Raw genomic sequence first — 16,601 nt, forward strand, 5'->3', positions numbered from 1 at the left:
CATACAACAACTATGAAAGTCATCTCGTCGATCCAGGAACTGCGCGACCAGCTGCGCGGCCAGAACCGCGTCGCCTTCGTGCCGACCATGGGCAACCTGCATGAGGGCCACCTGAGCCTGATGCGCCTGGCGCGCCAGCATGGCGATCCGGTGGTGGCGTCCATTTTCGTGAACCGCCTCCAGTTCGGCCCGAACGAAGATTTCGACAAATACCCGCGCACGCTGCAGGACGACATCGAAAAGCTGCAGAAGGAAGGCGTGTACGTGCTGTTCGCGCCCACCGAGCGCGACATGTACCCCGAGCCACAGGAATACCGCGTCGACCCGCCGCACGACCTGGGCGACACGCTCGAAGGCGAATTCCGCCCGGGCTTCTTCAAGGGCGTGTGCACGGTGGTGATGAAGCTGTTCTGCTGCGTGCAACCGCGCGTGGCCGTATTCGGCAAGAAGGATTACCAGCAGTTGATGATCGTGCGCCGCATGGCGCACCAGTTTGCGTTGCCGGTCGATATCGTTCCCGCCGAAACGGTTCGCGCGGATGACGGCCTCGCGCTGTCGTCGCGCAACGTCTACCTGACCAACGAAGAGCGCGCCGAAGCGCCCGAGCTGTATCGCACGCTCCACCAAGTCCGTCAGGACGTGCTGGAAACCGTGCTGCAAGGCCAGGCGTCGCACGAAGAGGTGACGGCCAAGGCCATGGAATACCTGCGTGGCCGCGGCTGGCAGCCCGACTACGTGGCCGTGCGCCGCCGCTCCGACCTGCAAAAACCGACGCCCGAGAACATCGCTGCCGGCGAACCGCTGGTCGTGCTCACGGCTGCCAAACTCGGCAAGACGCGCTTGATCGATAACCTCGAAATCTGAGGGACGGCGCCTTGGTCCACGAAAAAGCCCGGCATTGCCGGGCTTTTTTCATGCCGCCGCCGACGTATCGGCAACGCTGGTCTGCGGGGGCGATTCTCCCAGCCACTCGAGAATGCCGCTCCACTGCTCCACATCCTTCGCCACGCGCGACGGTGCCACGTCCCACAGCGTCAGGCCATGCGCGGCGAGTTGCACGTAGTTCTGGGTATCGCGCAGATAGCCGAGGATGGGCACGTCCAGCCCCTGCACGAAACGCTGAAGCTGTTCGGCCGCGCGCGTGCGCATATCCACACGCATGCCCACCACGCCCAGCTTGACCTCGCCATGACGCACGGGCTTTTCATCGGCCAGTTTGCGCAGGAAAGTCTGCGTGGCGAGGATGTCGAACATGGAAGGCTGCAGCGGCACGATCACGTAACCGGACATCTTGACGAGGTCACCCAGGCGCCAGCCATGAAGGCCCGCCGGCGTATCGAGCACCACGTGCGTCGTCCCCTTGGGCGGCTTGGCGATGTGGTCGGCGTTGATCTCCCAGGTGCGGATGGGCTTGGCGGTTTCCGGGCGCAAGGCCAGCCACTCGCGTGAGGACTGCTGGCGGTCGGTGTCGCCCAGCATCACGGCGTGATTCTGCGCGGCAAAGTAGCCGGCCAGATTGGTGGCCAGCGTGCTTTTGCCCACCCCGCCCTTCGGATTCGCTACAACGGCCACCGGCATGCCTGCCTCCTTGCGCTCGTTGAATCATGTGCCTAGTCGATCACCCGGCGAATCTGCCCATCCGGCAATTATGGCTCAGCCTGCACGTGGCAGCGTTCGGAAAAGCGCGGCGAGATCCAGATGCGTCGCGCACGTGTCGGCCAGACGTTCGAGCGATGCCTCACGCAACGCGGCGTAGTCCTGCGCCTGCGCGTCACGCACGCCGGCCCAGGCAAGCAACGCGCGGCAGGCATCGGGCGTGTCGAACAAGCCGTGCAGATACGTCGCGAAGATTTGCCCGTCGGCCGAAATCGCGCCATCTACCCGGCCATCATCGAGCAGCACGGCGGGGCATGCCAGCGCAGGCCCCTCAGTCACCCCCATGTGGATTTCGTAGCCGGCGATGGCCGCACCGCTTTCCGCCAGCGTGCCGCGCACCTGGCGCAACTGCTTGGCCGCCTCCAGCGTGGTTTCGAAATCGAGATAGCCCAATCCGTCGACGCTGCCTGCGGCACCTTCCAGCCCGTGCGGATCATGCAAGCGCCGCCCCAGCATCTGCATGCCGCCGCAGATACCGATCAACCTGCCGCCGTAGCGCAGATGCCGCGCGATGGCCGCTTCCCAACCGTTGCTGCGCAGCCAGGCCAGATCGGCCTGCACGCTCTTGCTGCCGGGCAGGATGATGAGGTCGGCGGGCGGAATCGGCTGGCCAGGGCCGACCAGTCGAACATCCACCTGCGGATGCGCGCGCAGCGCATCGAAATCTGTGTGGTTGGACACGCGCGGCAACACCGGAATGACAACGCGCAGCGCATCGGCCGAGGCAGCGCGCTGCGCCGTCTGCACCGCGTCTTCTGCGTCGAGGTGCAGGCCATGCAGATACGGCAGCACGCCAAACACCGGCTTGCCCGTCTGCGCGGTCAGCCAGTCGAGCCCCGGCGTCAGCAATGAAATGTCGCCGCGAAACCGGTTGATGATGAAGCCCGTCACGCGCGCGCGTTCGCTGTCCGACAAGCAGGCCAGCGTGCCGACAAGGTGCGCGAACACGCCGCCGCGATCGATGTCGGCGACGAGCACGACGGGGCAATCGACGGCTTCGGCAAAGCCCATGTTGGCGATGTCCCGGTCGCGCAGGTTGATCTCCGCCGGGCTGCCCGCGCCCTCGACCAGCACGAGGTCGTAACGCGCGCGCAGCCGCGTGTGCGATTCGAGCACGGCCGCCATGGCGGTGGGCTTGTAGTCGTGGTACGCACGGGCGTCGAGGTCGCAGCGCGGCTGGCCGTGGATGATGATCTGCGCGCCGGTGTCGCTGTTGGGCTTGAGCAGGACGGGGTTCATGTCGACCGTGGGGGCGACGCCCGCCGCCTGCGCCTGCAACGCCTGCGCGCGGCCGATCTCTCCGCCATCTGCGGTGACGGCGCTGTTGAGCGCCATGTTCTGCGGCTTGAACGGCGCCACGCGCACACCCGCACGATGCGCGACGCGGCACAGGCCGGCGACCAGCGTGCTCTTGCCGGCGTCGGACGTGGTGCCCTGGATCATCAGCGTGCCCCGAAGCGAGTCCGGCGGCACAGGAAATGGAGCTTTCGACATGCGCGGATTATCGCATCGGCGTTGTCGTGCCTAGCTGCTCCGCCCTCGCTAGAATGCGGGAATGTCACGCCGCCTCACACTCGTTCTCGGGGGTGCCCGCTCAGGCAAGAGCCACCACGCCGAACAGCTCGCGCTGCAATGCGCGGGGCCCGTCACGTACGTCGCCACCGCCGGCGAGGGCGATGAGGAAATGCAACTGCGCGTGGCCCTGCACCGTGCGCGCCGCCCGACCAACTGGGGGCTGGTCGAAGAGCCCGTGCACCTGGCCGAAGCGCTCTACGCGCACGCGCAGCACGGTGGCTGCGTGCTCGTCGATTGCATGACGCTGTGGCTCAACAACCTGCTCTTCTCCGAGCACCACGAATACCCCGAGACAGGCCTCGTCACGCCGCCCGAAGCCTGGACGGCCGAGATCGATGCGCTCCTCACCGCTCTGCCGCTGCTGCCCGGCGAGGTCATCCTGGTCAGCAACGAAATCGGCCTGGGCGTGGTGCCGATGGGCGCCGTCACGCGGTTCTACGTGGACGAACTGGGCCGGCTGAACCAACGCCTCGCCGCACTGGCCGACAGCGTGCATCTGCTGGTGGCCGGCATCCCGATGGTGGTGAAAGGGCCGGCACTCGGCGCGGCGCCGTGAGCTTATCGTCGGGGGGCGTGTTCGATCTCGGGTGGACGCTCGTGACGCTGGCCGCGCTGGCAGGCGTATTCCTCGATCGGCTGTTCGGTGAGGTGCCGCGCTGGCATCCGCTGGTCGGCTTTGGACGCATCGCGACTGCGATGGAGCGTCGCATGAACCGCAGGCCGGCTGCGCTCGCCTGGTCGCGCATCGTCGGCCTTCTTGCATGGGCGGCGACCGTGTTGCCCTTCGTGCTGCTGGCAGGATGGCTCGTCGTCATCGCGCACGATGTGTCGCCGTGGCTGGTGGTCGCGCTTGATGCGATCGCCCTCTATTTCGCCATTGGCGCGCGCAGCCTGCATGAACACATCGCGCCGATCGCGCTTGCGTTGCGCGATGCGGATCTGCCCCGCGCACGCGCCCTCGCCTCGCGCATCGTGTCGCGCGACCTCACGCAAGCGGCCGACGAGCCCATCGCGCGCGCCGCGGTGGAATCGGCGCTGGAGAACGGCAGCGATGCCGTCTTCGCGCCGCTGTTCTGGCTGGTTGTGGCCGGCGCGCCCGGCGTGATGCTGTACCGGCTGGCCAACACGCTCGATGCAATGTGGGGCTACCGCAATGCGCGCTTTACCGGCTTTGGGTGGGCCGCCGCACGCATCGACGACGTGCTCAACTGGATGCCCGCGCGACTCACGGCCTTCAGCTACGCGCTGCTTGGCAGCACCGCCGATGCGCTGCGCTGCTGGCGCACGCAAGCACCGCAATGGTCGAGCCCGAACGCCGGCCCGGTGATGGCCGCGGGCGCCGGAAGCCTGCGCGTTCAACTCGGTGGCGCGGCACGCTACGAAGGCGTTGAAGAAGCACGTCCGTCGCTTGGCGCGGGCAAGCCGGCAACAGCCGCCGATATCACCCGTGCATTGACGCTCGTGTCGCACACGTTGTGGCTGTGGCTCGGCGCGTTGGGCCTGATCGCAGCGTTGGCGTGGGGCCTGGCGTGAGCGGCATCGTGCATGGCGGCAATCTCTCTGCGGCACGCGTGCGGTACGGCGAGCCAGCGGGCGGCTGGCTGGACTTGTCCACAGGCATCAATCCGCACGGCTATCCCATTCCGCCGATCCCGCCCGACGCCTGGTTGCGCCTGCCCGAAGACGACGGCCTCGAAGCGCTGGCCTCCGTGCACTACGGCGTGATCGACCCGCGCGCCGTGCTGGCGGTTGCAGGTTCGCAGGCGGCGATCCGCACGCTGCCGACCCTGCTGCCGCGAGGGCGAGCCGGCATCGCGCAGATCGGCTACAGCGAATACGCACCCGCCTTTGCGCGCGCCGGCCACGACGTCGTGCCGCTGCCCGAATCCGCTTTCCTCGGTGACCTGCCGAAGGACGTGCAGCATCTGGTCGTCGTCAATCCGAACAACCCCACGGCACGCCTGCTGCCCGCGGAAACGCTGCGCGATTGGCACACGCGTCTGCATGCGCGCGGCGGGGCGTTGATCGTCGACGAGGCCTTTATCGAAGCGTTCGACGATGGCCCCACGTTGGCACCGCAGGCAGGAATGCCGGGGCTCGTCGTGCTGCGGTCGATCGGCAAGTTCTACGGGCTCGCGGGAGCCCGCATCGGCTTCACGCTGGCGGCACCGGAACTGTTGACCGCGCTGCGCGAGGCGTTGGGACACTGGACCGTCAACGGTCCGGCGTGTGCCGTCGTACGGTCGGCGCTGGCCGATACCGCCTGGCAAGCTGCCACGCGCGCGCAACTGCAGGCGGCCGGCGCGCGGCTCTCGGCGTTGCTTGCTGGCCACGGGCTGCCGAATGTCGCAACACCGCTGTTTGCCTGGGCACCCGCTGCGCACGCACCGGCGCTGCACGTAGGCCTGGCGCGCCTCGGCATCTGGACGCGCCTGTTCGATGCGCCCGTCAGCGGCGTGCGCTTCGGCCTGCCCCCGGACGAGACCGGATGGCAACGCCTTGCCGATGCGCTAGCATCGCTGTCGCACTCCGCCTGACCTCCCCCCCCCCCGATGCCCGCTCGTCTCTCTCGCCTCGCCCGTCGCCTGTATGTGTGCGGTCTGTCCGCCATTGCGCTCACGATCGCTGCCGCACCGGCATGTGCGGCCATTTCCGTCACGGACGATACCGGCGCTGCCGTGACGCTGCAGCGCCCTGCGCAACGCATCGTCAGCCTTGCGCCGCATGCGACTGAGTTGCTGTTCGCGGCGGGCGGCGGCGCACGCATCGTCGGCACCGTGGCTTACAGCGATTACCCGCCGCCCGCGCGCGACATTCCCCACGTGGGCGATAACCGCTCGCTGGATCTGGAACGCATCGCCGCGCTCAAGCCTGACCTGGTGGTGGTCTGGCGCCACGGCAACGCGCAGAAACAGATCGATCGCCTGCGCGCGCTCGGCATTCCGCTGTTCTTCTCCGAGCCGCATCGCATGAGCGATATTCCGCGCTCGATCGAAGCGCTCGGCACCCTGCTCGACACCCGCGCGAGCGCGCACGACGCCGCGCAGCAATTTCGCCAACGCGCCGATGCGCTGCGCCAGCGCTACGCGAGCCAGCCGCCGGTTTCGGTGTTCTATCAGGTCTGGGAACAACCGCTCATGACGCTCAACGGTCAGCACATCTTCTCGGACATGCTGGCGCTGTGCGGCGGTCGCAATGTGTTTGCGGCAGAGCCTTTGCTAGTGCCGACGGTCTCGCCCGAGGCCGTGATCGCAGCCAACCCGGAAGTGCTGCTGACCGCCAGCATGGGCGCCACGCAAGGCAGCCGCCCGATCGGTACGCTCGACGCGTGGAAGCGCTGGCCGCAATTGCTTGCCGTGCAGCGCGGCAACCTCTTCAGCATCAACGGTGACCTGATCAACCGCTTTGGTCCGCGCCTTGTGGAAGCCGCGACCGTGTTGTGCGAAGACCTGGAGCAAGCCCGCGCGCGACGCCTCGGTTCACAAGCCGTCAACGGGCCGGGTCGTTAAACCGCGCGCCGCTCAGCGGTTCCAGAACAGCAGCACCGGCAACGTGTCGGGCAGCACGCGAAAGCCGCAGGCTGCCCCCCATTGCAACGGCCATTGCAGCGTCTCGGCCAGCGGCCGTTGCAACCAATGCGCCGCCAGCGCACGCATGCAGCCGGCATGCGTGACGGCCCACACGCACGCGCCCGACGTCGTGGTCGCTGCGGTCGCTGCGGTCATTGCCGTCGCCCACGTCGTCACGCGGGCCAGCAGATCCGCCGCCGATTCTCCGCCATGCGGGTTGCCGTGCACGAGATCGCGCGCCCAGCGGTCGATTTCGGCGCGCGGGATGTCATCCCATTGGCAGCCTTCCCAGGCACCAAAATCGAGTTCCATCAATTGCGCATCGAGTTCGATCGCAGGGAGTCGAGCCGCTTGCGCCATCGCTTCGGCCGTCAGGCGGCTGCGTTGCAACGGGCTGGCCAGCAGACGATGCGGAGTGTGCGCGGCGAGTTTCTCGACGATGGCCGACGGCGCCGGGTCCATCGGCGAGGCCAGCTCCAGATCGGTGCGGCCATAGCAAAGACCTGCCGTCATGGCGGGCCGCGCGTGGCGAATCAGGATGACATCCATGCCAGCAACCCCCAGAGGATCAGCAGCTCGAAAATCTGCTGCGCCATGCCCAGGCAATCGCCCGTGATGCCGCCGATGCGGCGCACGAAGTAGCGGCCCAGCAGCCAGCGCGCAACGATCAAGCCGACGACGATGAACGCCGCGCACATCGTCCCGAACCACAGCAGAGGCGCGAGACCGAACACGCCGGCCCACAGTGCGTCGCTCCATCGCATGCGCTGCGCGACCGGCTTGGCCTTGCCTTCCGCCCGCACGTAGTCATGCGTGAGCAGGTAGCTGACGGCTGCGGCGCGGCTGGCAGCGTGCGCCGCCACCATTGCCACGAGGGTGCCAATGCCATGCGGCGCCATCGCGCTCAGCAATTGCCACTTCAGCAGCAACGCCATGCACACGGCAATCGCCCCGAACGCGCCGATGCGCGAGTCGTGCATGATGCGCAACCGGTCTTCAGGCGTGTAGCCGCCGCCAAAGCCGTCTGAGCAATCGGCCAGACCGTCTTCGTGAAACGCGCCGGTCAGCAACAGCGTCGCCACCATCGACACGGCCACCGCCACACCTGGCGCGGGCACCGTGCGCGACACGAGCCAGTACACCGCGGCTGCCACGGCGCCCACCAGCCACCCGACCAGCGGAAAGTAGCGCGCCGCGCGATTCAACCCCGCTTGCGAGAACCCGACCGACGCCGGCACGGGGATGCGGGTGAAATACCCGACCGCCGTCCACAGCGCCTGCCAATGTTCGCGCCAGGCATTCATGGCGATGCGCGCTCGCTCACGCCTGCGCTGGCGAAGGTCGCCATCTCGCGCAGGAACGCCACCGCCGAGACGACCACGGGATACGCCAGCACCGCACCGCTGCCCTCGCCCAGCCGCAACGACAGCGAAAGCAATGGCCGCGCATCGAGCACCTCCAGCAACGCGCGATGCCCGCGCTCGTCCGAGACATGACCGAACACGCAATAGCGCAGCACGTCGGGCGCCACACGGGCCGCCACCAGCACGGCGGCCGTCGCAATAAACCCGTCGACGAGGATGACCAGGCGCCGCTGCGCCGCTTCAAGCATCGCCCCCACCATCGCCGCGACCTCGAAGCCGCCGAAGCAGGCAAGCACGTCCAGTGGCTCGCGGACGTCAACGTGCTTTGCCATCGCGGCTTCCAGCACGGCGCGCTTGTGGGCGAGGCCGTCGTCGTCGAGCCCGGTGCCGCGGCCAACGCATTGCGCGACCGGAAGATCGCATAAGCGCGCCATCAGGCAGGCGGCAGATGCCGTGTTGGCGATGCCCATTTCGCCCAGCGCGATCACGTTGGTGCCGAGCGCCGCGTGGTGTGCCACGCGCTGCGCGCCGAGTGCCATGGCGCGATCGCGTTCGTCGGCAGTCATGGCAGCTTGCTGAACACCCTCGGCGGCAAAGTTGCGCGTACCGGGGCCAACGGGCGCATCGATCAGGCCCGGTGTATCAGCCGTCCACAACGGCGCGGCGACGCCTGCGTTCACCACTTCCAGCGCAAACCCATGCTGGCGGCAGAACACGTTGACGGCCGCTCCGCCCGCGATGAAGTTCAGCACCATCTGGGCCGTCACCGCTTGCGGATACGCGCTCACGCCAGCGTGGGCGATGCCGTGGTCTGCGGCAAACACGACCATTGCGGGGCGCGTCAGCTGCGGTGTGTCGGTGTTCTGGATCAGGCCGATCTGCACGGCCAGCGATTCAAGCCGGCCGAGCGCGCCGAGCGGCTTGGTCTTGCAATCCACGGCGGCCTGCAGGCGCGCGCGCAACGCATCGTCAAATGGCGGAATGTGCATCGCTTGTTTCATTACAGTTCGACTCCCGGCTGCGCCTGGATGCCTTGGGAAAACGCGTGCTTGACGAGCGTCATGTCGGTCACGGTGTCGGCTGCGTCGATCAGCTCCGGCGGCGCGCCGCGTCCGGTAATCACCACATGCTGCGCGGAGGGGCGTGCGCGCAAGTCGGCCAGCACCGTCTGCACGTCAAGGTAGTGATACTTCAGAGCGATGTTCAGTTCGTCCAGCAGCACCAGGCCGATGGTCGGATCGCTCAGCAGTTCACGGGCGCAGGCCCATGCGGCCTGGGCTTTTTCCATGTCGCGCGTGCGGTCCTGCGTCTCCCACGTGTAGCCTTCGCCCATTACGTGAAAGCGGCATTGTTCGGGAAAGCGACGCAGGAAGCGTTCTTCGCCGGTCGGGATCGCGCCCTTGATGAATTGCACCACGCCGACCTGCATGTCGTGGCCCATGGCGCGGATCACCATGCCGAAGCCGGAGCTGGATTTGCCCTTGCCGTTACCGGTGTTGACGAGCAGCACGCCGCGTACGTCGGTCGCGGCGGCAATCTTGGCGTCCACCACGGCCTTCTTGCGTTGCATGCGTGAGCGGTGGCGCTCGTTCAGGCCATCGTTGTTGTCTTCAGTCGTCATCGGGGTCATCTGCAATCAGGGCCGTGTGGCGGCCGTCGGCCACCTCGGCAATGGGGGTGCGCAGCACGCGCGCGCAGTGCTCGGGCGTGAGCACATCGGCCGCGATGCCAGCGTTGGTGTGTCCCGCGCCGTCCATCAGCAGGGCGTGCGTGGCGAAGCGGCGCGCAAGGTTCAAGTCATGCACGGTCAGCACGACCAGCCAGCCGTGCTTGCGGCAGCCTTCGCGCAACAGGCGCAGCACGGCGATCTGCTGATGCAAATCGAGGTGGGCGACAGGTTCATCGAGCAGCAGCACGCGCGCCTCCTGCGCCACCACGGCAGCCATGGCGACACGCTGACGTTCACCGCCGGAAAGGGTGCGCACATCGCGCTGGGCAAGAGGCTGCAACTGCAGTGCAGACATCGCTGCATCCACGGCGCGGGCATCGGCGTCGCCTTCCCACTCCCAGCGCGCCAGGTGCGGATGGCGGCCGGTCATCACGGCGTCGTACACAGTGATCGGGAACGTGTCATGCAAGGACTGCGGCAGAAACGCGCGGCGGCGGGCCATCGCCAGTGCAGGCCAATCGGCGAGCGGCACACCGTCGAGCGCGACGCTGCCGCCGTCTGGCGAACGCAGCCCTGCGAGCACGGAGAGCCATGTCGACTTGCCTGCGCCGTTCGGGCCGATCACGCACCAGAGCTGCCCGGCGGTGGCCGTCATCGACAACCGCTCGACCAGCACGCGCCCATCGATCGACACTCGCAGATCGCGCAGCGCCAGTTCGGGCGCTGCGTCCAATTGCGCGAATGCATCCGGAGCGGGACTTGGACGGCGCCACCAGCTCATCGCGCGCTCCGCATCAGCAAATAGAGAAACGTCGGCACGCCAAGCATGGTGGTGATCACGCCCACGGGCAGTTGCGTTGGGGCCATCAGCGTGCGGGCGATCAGGTCGGCCAGCATCAGCAGCCCGCCGCCGGCCATCGCCGTAGCAGGCAAGTGGATGCGCACGTCGCGCGTCCATGCCAGGCGCACCATGTGCGGCACCAGCAGGCCGACAAAGGCGACGGAACCCGCAATGGTCACCGCCACCGCCGTGCACAAGGAGGCCACCACGTAGATCAGCGCACGCACACGCGCCACCGGCACGCCCAGCGCACGGGCGCGCGTTTCGCCGGTCAGCAGCACGTTCAGGTCACGCGCGTGCGGCAACACGATGGCCACCGCCGCCACGAGCGCCAGCAACGCGCCCGCGTAACGATCGGCGCCACCGAGGTCGCCGACCATCCAGAAAATCATGCCGCGCAGCTTGTTCTCGGGCGCAACCGTCAGGATGAGGGTGATCAGGCCAACCCAGCCGGACGCCATGACCACGCCACCGAGCAGCAGGCGCGCGTTGGCCTCACCGGGCTCACCGCGCCACAGGTGCTGGCGCGCCAACGCGGCCACCAGCGCCATCGACAGCAGTGCGCCCGCGCCGGCGCTCGTCTGCACCGCCCACCACGGCAGCGAAAACAACATCGCCGTAAGCGCCGCCACTGCCCCGCCACCGGACACGCCCAGCACATACGGATCGGCCAGCGGATTGCGCAGCAGCATCTGCATGAGCGCCCCGGCAAAGGCCAGCAGCCCGCCGGCAGCAAACGCAGCGCCCGCACGCGGCAGGCGCAATTCGGTGACGATGCCCGCGGCCAGGCTATCGCCACTGCTATTGCCAAAAAAGAGGGCCCGCCAGACCTCGGCGGGCGACAGCCTCACACTGCCGAGCATCAACGACGCCACCAGCACCACCACGCACGCGAGTGCCAGCAGCGACCACAGTCGCCAGGCAAAACCACGTGCGGGCAGTGCAGGTGTTGTCATCGCTTCGGTTCGTGCTGTTGCCACGACAGCGTGAAGAACACCCCACGCGACGCCGTGTTGTACGGATAGATCAACTGGTAGTTCTTGTTCGTCACGTTTTCAACACGTGCCGACACTGCCCAGTCCGGCGTGATCTGGTAGCGGCCAACCAGGTTCAGCAAGCCGTAGCCGCCGAGTGTCTTGGTCGAATCCTGGCGGTCACCCGCTGCATTCCACTCCACACCCGCCGAGAACGGCCCGAACGTCTTGTACGCCGAGACGCTGCCGAAGTGCCGCGCCCGGCGCGACAGCAACTGGTTCGCCGACAAGTCCTGCGGGTTCTGCATGGTAAAGCTGGCCCGCAGGTCCACGCCATAGATCGAACCCCGATACGAGGTTTCCACGCCGTTCACACGTGCGCGGTTCACGTTGGCGGCCAGGAAGTTGCCCGACACCGGATCGAACGCGCTGGTGATCAGGTTGCTGTAGTCGGTCTCGAACGCCGTCACGCGCACCAAGCCCATCGCGCTGCTGTACTCCACGCCGGCTTCCACCGAGCGCGCCTTCTCGGGCTGCAGGTTCGGGCTGCCGAAGAACGGGTAGTAAAGCTCGTTGAAGCTGGGCGCGCGGAAGGCATTGCTCACGCTCGCCACCGCCTTCCATTGCGGGTTGAATGCGAAGCCGTAGCCGGCGTAATAGCTGTTGGCGCCCCCGAAGTCCGAGTAGCGGTCGCGACGCAGGTTCAACTGCAGCTGGTGCTGGCCGAACTTGCCTTCATAACCGATGTAGCCCGAATCGACGTTGCGCGTGGGGACGTTGTAAGCATCGCTGTCGACGCTGGTTTGCAGGTGCTCCAGGCCCACCTTCAGCAACTGGTTGGGCATGAAGGCCCAGTCGTTCTGCCAGCTCGCCGTCTGATTGCGCGTGTTGAAACGCGACGGCACCTGCAGCACACCGTTCGTGAAGTTCAGGCTGCGGTCGTCACCCTGCGACAGCGTCACGCGCGTCTTCCAGTCCTGCGTCACCTTGCCGTCCACGTAAGCCGACATCGAACGCACCACGTTGTGGGCAACGTTGGTGTCGGTCCGCTTGCCGAAGGCGTTGTCGTAGCTGACATCGCCCCAGGTCTGGAAGTACGTCAGGCCCGCTTGCCAATCTGCGGAGAAACGATGCGACAACTGCGCCGACACGCTCTTGTTCGTGTACGGGTTGTCGTTCGGGTTCGCCTTGGGGGCCTGCAACGGGTTCATCGTCGAGAAGCCGTTGGTCTTGAATTCCGACACCGACAACGCAAACGACGTATCGCCGTTCTCGCCCAGCGAGCCGCTGATGCCGGCCTGCGCGCGCTTGGTATTGCGGGCGCCGTATTCGATCTCGGCATTGGCGAGCGGGCCGTGGCCGCGACCGTTGCGCGTGAAGATCTGCACCACGCCGCCGATCGCATCGGAGCCGTACAGCGCAGACACGTTGCCGCGCACCACCTCGATGTGATCGATCTGATCGGCCATCAATTGCCCGATCTGGGCGCCGCCCGAAGTGCCGGACGCCACGCGCACACCGTCAATCAGAACCAGCGTCTGATTGGAACTGGCACCGCGCATGAAGAGGCTGGCGTTGGTGCCAGGCCCCCCGTTCTGCGCGATTTCGATGCCGGCCTCGCGGCGCAGCAGCGTTACCGCGTCCGGCGCCTGCGAGCGCTCGATATCGGCGCGGCTGATGACCGTCGTGTGGGGCAGCGCGTCCGACAGGGGCTGCTCGCTGCGCGAGGCCGTCACCACTGTCGGGTTCAGCTCGCCGACGGGCGTGCTGGCAACCTGTGTAGTGCTTTGTGCCCAGGCTGGCGCAACTGCACCTGCCATGACCCCCGTGAGTGCGCCGGCAAGCGCGCGCGTGGCCGTCCGGTGCATCCGGAGTGGCCGCTTTGTAGTCAAGCTCATGTTGAAAAGACAAGAAGCGTCAGCCGGACCCGTTCCCCCGCGGGTCGCTGGCAGCAGGATCTCGATGCGGTTCCCTCCAGGGTTGTACATCGGCTCTGAGATCCACCGTCCTGGCCGGTATCCGGGCTGGCGAAGCGGCCTGTCCGCCTTCCCATTCCCGAAAGAACAGTGGCGTATGGACAGACCGCGCGGCACCCATCTTCTTGTTGGCGAGATGGCGGGTACACGCGGCGTTCGCTTACCGTTGCGGGGGCAGCGCAGGTTGGCGCATCGCTTGGGGCGCGCGCTCCCTGCTTCCCGTTTAACTGCAGATGGTGCTGCGGGCACCAGGACGCGCCGAAGTTTAACGGAAAAGGCCCCCCAAACCCGTCCCAGTCGCGGTAAAAACACACCTCCGCACGTTGTGCCCCCTGCGTCGCCTCATGCCGTCGCCTATCGCGCATCCGTATGGAGGACAGGCGCGACGCGCATGATCGGCTAAAATCCCCCCACTCGATTCTGATTGACACCCAATGCTGAACGAACTCGAACAACTTGCCGGCAAGATCGCGCGCGTGCTGCGTCACGCCGATGCGCTCGCCGCCGAGAACCAGCGCCTGCGCGCCGAAGTCGAGCGGCTTCAGGCGGAAGCCGAGGCGTTCAAGACCGAGCGCGACGCGATGGTCGCCGATCGCAGCGTGCTCAATGCCAAGATCGAAGAAGCGCAACTGCGCATCCAATCGATTCTCGACAAGCTGCCCACGGCCACCGACGCCCGCCAGCTTGACCTCCTCGGCCAGGCCGCAGGCGCCGACGATACAGCGGCCGCCCCCGCCCCGCACTCGGAGACCTAAGCATGAGCAGCAAGCAAATTGAAGTGAACATCGCCGGGCAGCCCTACAAGTTCGCTGTCTCCGCCGATAACGAGGCTGCGCTGCGTGAAGCCGCAGCCATGGTCGACAACCAGATGACGCGCATCAAGAACGGCTCGAACACCAAGGGCATCGAGCGCGTCGCCGTGATGGCCGCCATCAGCATCGCATCGGATTTGCTGTCGATGCAACGCCAAGCCGCATCCGATTCTGCCCTGCCGATCGAGACGATTCGCGCCAAGCTGGCCGACCTGAACGCCCGCACGGACGAGGCGCTGCGCCAGTACGGCGAAGTCATTTGATTCAATACAAAACGTGTTTGTAACCGGATCGCATCCGGGCTTGGGTTCGGATGCGAACGGGTGTATAGTGTCACCCAATGGCTTCCGGCATCTCCCGCAAACCCTTACACCATAAGGCTTTAGCGGCTACAGAGTCGAGAAAAACGGTTGCCTGCGATGAATCTCTCAGACGCATCGCCATGCGCTCGAAACACAGCGTGATGATGCGTCTGACAGTTTCCCTGCCTGGTTCGCCATGGCCATTAATTCCTTGAACCGATAAGCATTGCTTGGTGCGGGATATGCCGTGTGGGCGAGCGCGTCTTCCAGTGCATAGCGTGCGACGCAAGTCGTGGGCTCCCTGCGCCGGTGATGTACCCGAAATGCGGCTTCCGCTGCCACTCTGAACCTCACTTGGGTTCAGGATGCGGGTCTAGCGGCCAAGGTGGGGACCCAACAAAAGGCGGTAGTGCACATGTGCGCTACCGCCTTTTCCTTTGCCAATCGTGAATGCGCTCGCCGTTGGTGCGCGGCCAATGGCGAGGCGGCGGCCGTGTTGCTATGCTGCGCACACCGCCACTTCCGCACGTCGCCCGCGCGTCTCACACGATGGCCACCCAATACTGGTTGATGAAGTCCGAGCCCGACGAGGCCAGCATCGACACGCTGCACGCCGAAGGCACCCTCCCCTGGACCGGCGTGCGCAATTATCAGGCGCGCAACTTCATGCGTGACCGCATGCGCATCGGCGACGGCGTGCTGTTCTACCACTCGTCCTGTCCGCAGCCCGGCATCGCGGGGCTGGCGGAAGTCTGCTCGACCAGCTATCCGGATCCCACACAGTTCGACGCCAAAAGCCACTACCACGATCCCGCGTCGAAGCCGGAAGCGCCCCGCTGGATGCTCGTCGACGTGAAGTTCGTACGCAAGTGCGCACTGATTGATCTGCCGACGCTGCGTGCGCACGAACCATTGGCCGACATGACGGTGCTGCAACGCGGCAACCGCCTTTCGATCACGCCCGTCACACCGGCGCAGTGGCGTTACATCACCACGAAATTGATGCGCGATCCTGAGTAAATGGTGGTGCGCGGCGGGAAATTGTTACAAACGTGATGAACGATGCGCGTAGGAGCCAGTCAGACGCATCACATTGCTTTTTTGGGAGAACACAATGAAATCTGTCCTGGCCGCAACCATTTTGGGGACTGCAATGATGACGACTGCTTTCGCACAGGCCGCTCCTGAGACGAATCATTCGGGCGTGCTTTCGCTGGATGCCCAGGCGGTGGCCGAAGTGCCGACCGACACCGTCACGCTCACGTTGAGCGCCGAGCAGGAAGGGGCAGACCCGGGCGCCATCTCCACCACGCTGTCGCGCAAGGCCGATGAGGTGATCAACCAGGCCAAGCGGACGTCCGGCGTGCAAGCCGAAACGGGCGGCTTCAATATCTATCCGAACACCGATCGCAACGGCAAGATCAGCGTGTGGCGCGGCCGGGCCGAAGTGCGCATCACGTCGAAGGACTTTGCGGCGGCGTCCAAGCTGGCGGGCCAGCTGGCCAATCAGATGCAGGTGCAGAACGTGAACTTCACGCTCTCGCGCGAGGCGCGCACGGCGGCGGAAGCCAAGCTCATCGATCAGGCTGTGAGTTCGTTCCGCGACAAGGCGCTGGCGACCACCAAGCTGTTTGGCTACTCCAGCTACACGATCCGCGACGTGCACGTGAGCGAGGGCAGCAACAACCCGGGCCCGCGTCCGATGATGCGCATGGCAGCCGCTCCGGCATCGTTCGATTCGGCGCCGGTGCCCATCGAGGGCGGCAAGGCGCAGGTCACGGTGACGGTTTCCGGCGCCGTGCAGATGTTGAAGTAAGCCGCGAGCCGCTCCATGAAAAAAGCCACCGAAGTTCGGTGGCTTTT

The 16,601-nt window shown here is 66.3% G+C and carries 18 protein-coding genes, 1 other RNA gene and 1 riboswitch; of the genes, 10 read left to right on the forward strand and 9 right to left on the reverse strand.

Annotation, left to right across the window (positions count from 1 at the left end; all coding sequences use genetic code 11):
• Nucleotides 1–12 precede the first annotated feature (12 nt).
• Nucleotides 13–864, forward strand: a complete 852-nt coding sequence (panC, locus tag R2676_RS01610; protein ID WP_027680789.1) for a pantoate--beta-alanine ligase — start codon at nt 13–15, stop codon at nt 862–864.
• A 48-nt stretch (nt 865–912) separates the two neighbouring features.
• On the opposite strand, the gene R2676_RS01615 is transcribed toward panC, so the two are convergent.
• Together R2676_RS01615 and R2676_RS01620 are read right to left on the reverse strand one after the other, a co-directional pair.
• Nucleotides 913–1,578 (reverse strand): nucleotide-binding protein, encoded by a 666-nt coding sequence (locus tag R2676_RS01615; RefSeq protein ID WP_206274990.1) that lies wholly within the window; start codon nt 1,576–1,578, stop codon nt 913–915.
• A gap of 75 nt (nt 1,579–1,653) precedes the next feature.
• Complete coding sequence (locus R2676_RS01620) at nt 1,654–3,150, reverse strand: cobyric acid synthase (protein WP_206274989.1); 1,497 nt, start codon at nt 3,148–3,150, stop codon at nt 1,654–1,656.
• 61 nt (nt 3,151–3,211) lie between these two features.
• Between R2676_RS01620 and cobU the strand changes: the two genes are divergently transcribed.
• The 4 genes from cobU to R2676_RS01640 are packed head-to-tail and all read left to right on the forward strand — an operon-like array spanning nt 3,212 to nt 6,740.
• On the forward strand, nt 3,212–3,787 hold the full coding sequence (gene cobU, locus R2676_RS01625; RefSeq protein ID WP_206274988.1) for a bifunctional adenosylcobinamide kinase/adenosylcobinamide-phosphate guanylyltransferase: 576 nt from the start codon (nt 3,212–3,214) through the stop codon (nt 3,785–3,787).
• Nucleotides 3,784–4,764, forward strand: coding sequence for an adenosylcobinamide-phosphate synthase CbiB (gene cbiB / locus R2676_RS01630; protein ID WP_206274987.1), 981 nt, complete (start codon nt 3,784–3,786; stop codon nt 4,762–4,764). The genes cobU and cbiB overlap by 4 nt, the downstream gene beginning before the upstream one ends.
• Entirely contained in the window at nt 4,761–5,768 is a 1,008-nt protein-coding gene (gene cobD, locus R2676_RS01635) for a threonine-phosphate decarboxylase CobD (RefSeq protein WP_206274986.1), read from the forward strand. Before cbiB ends, cobD begins: the two co-directional genes overlap by 4 nt.
• Before the next feature lie 15 nt (nt 5,769–5,783).
• On the forward strand, nt 5,784–6,740 hold the full coding sequence (locus tag R2676_RS01640; RefSeq protein ID WP_206274985.1) for a cobalamin-binding protein: 957 nt from the start codon (nt 5,784–5,786) through the stop codon (nt 6,738–6,740).
• 12 nt (nt 6,741–6,752) lie between these two features.
• On the opposite strand, the gene cobC is transcribed toward R2676_RS01640, so the two are convergent.
• From cobC to R2676_RS01675, 7 genes are read right to left on the reverse strand one after another with little or no spacing between them, the layout of a single operon-like run.
• The gene (gene cobC, locus R2676_RS01645; RefSeq protein ID WP_206274984.1) at nt 6,753–7,349 is read right to left on the reverse strand and encodes an alpha-ribazole phosphatase family protein; all 597 of its coding nucleotides are present in this window, start codon (nt 7,347–7,349) and stop codon (nt 6,753–6,755) included.
• Nucleotides 7,334–8,104, reverse strand: coding sequence for an adenosylcobinamide-GDP ribazoletransferase (locus R2676_RS01650; RefSeq protein ID WP_206274983.1), 771 nt, complete (start codon nt 8,102–8,104; stop codon nt 7,334–7,336). Before R2676_RS01650 ends, cobC begins: the two co-directional genes overlap by 16 nt.
• Nucleotides 8,101–9,165, reverse strand: coding sequence for a nicotinate-nucleotide--dimethylbenzimidazole phosphoribosyltransferase (gene cobT, locus R2676_RS01655; RefSeq protein ID WP_410482474.1), 1,065 nt, complete (start codon nt 9,163–9,165; stop codon nt 8,101–8,103). The genes R2676_RS01650 and cobT overlap by 4 nt, the downstream gene beginning before the upstream one ends.
• Nucleotides 9,165–9,785 (reverse strand): cob(I)yrinic acid a,c-diamide adenosyltransferase, encoded by a 621-nt coding sequence (gene cobO / locus R2676_RS01660; RefSeq protein ID WP_206274982.1) that lies wholly within the window; start codon nt 9,783–9,785, stop codon nt 9,165–9,167. Before cobO ends, cobT begins: the two co-directional genes overlap by 1 nt.
• A complete protein-coding gene (locus R2676_RS01665) occupies nt 9,775–10,614 on the reverse strand; it encodes an ABC transporter ATP-binding protein (RefSeq protein ID WP_206274981.1) in 840 nt (279 codons plus the stop codon). The genes cobO and R2676_RS01665 overlap by 11 nt, the downstream gene beginning before the upstream one ends.
• Nucleotides 10,611–11,630 carry a FecCD family ABC transporter permease gene (locus R2676_RS01670; RefSeq protein WP_206274980.1) on the reverse strand — a complete coding sequence of 340 codons (1,020 nt, stop codon included), beginning with the start codon at nt 11,628–11,630 and terminating at the stop codon, nt 10,611–10,613. Before R2676_RS01670 ends, R2676_RS01665 begins: the two co-directional genes overlap by 4 nt.
• Nucleotides 11,627–13,516, reverse strand: a complete 1,890-nt coding sequence (locus tag R2676_RS01675) for a TonB-dependent receptor plug domain-containing protein (protein ID WP_206274979.1) — start codon at nt 13,514–13,516, stop codon at nt 11,627–11,629. Before R2676_RS01675 ends, R2676_RS01670 begins: the two co-directional genes overlap by 4 nt.
• 125 nt (nt 13,517–13,641) lie before the next feature.
• Nucleotides 13,642–13,892, reverse strand: a riboswitch (cobalamin riboswitch).
• Nucleotides 13,893–14,058: 166 nt separating this feature from the next.
• Between R2676_RS01675 and R2676_RS01680 the strand changes: the two genes are divergently transcribed.
• The 5 genes from R2676_RS01680 to R2676_RS01700 all read left to right on the forward strand — a co-directional run bounded on the left by R2676_RS01680 (nt 14,059) and on the right by R2676_RS01700 (nt 16,554).
• Complete coding sequence (locus R2676_RS01680; RefSeq protein ID WP_012762586.1) at nt 14,059–14,379, forward strand: hypothetical protein; 321 nt, start codon at nt 14,059–14,061, stop codon at nt 14,377–14,379.
• A 2-nt stretch (nt 14,380–14,381) separates the two neighbouring features.
• Complete coding sequence (locus R2676_RS01685) at nt 14,382–14,699, forward strand: cell division protein ZapA (protein ID WP_206274978.1); 318 nt, start codon at nt 14,382–14,384, stop codon at nt 14,697–14,699.
• 215 nt (nt 14,700–14,914) lie between these two features.
• A non-coding RNA gene (gene ssrS, locus R2676_RS01690) (6S RNA) lies at nt 14,915–15,134 on the forward strand.
• A gap of 153 nt (nt 15,135–15,287) precedes the next feature.
• Nucleotides 15,288–15,758, forward strand: a complete 471-nt coding sequence (locus R2676_RS01695; protein WP_027680774.1) for an EVE domain-containing protein — start codon at nt 15,288–15,290, stop codon at nt 15,756–15,758.
• Between the two features lie 94 nt (nt 15,759–15,852).
• Entirely contained in the window at nt 15,853–16,554 is a 702-nt protein-coding gene (locus R2676_RS01700) for an SIMPL domain-containing protein (protein ID WP_206274977.1), read from the forward strand.
• Nucleotides 16,555–16,601 lie beyond the last annotated feature (47 nt).

The organism is Ralstonia flatus, from assembly GCF_958439105.1.
Taxonomy (GTDB): Bacteria; Pseudomonadota; Gammaproteobacteria; order Burkholderiales; family Burkholderiaceae; genus Ralstonia; species Ralstonia flatus.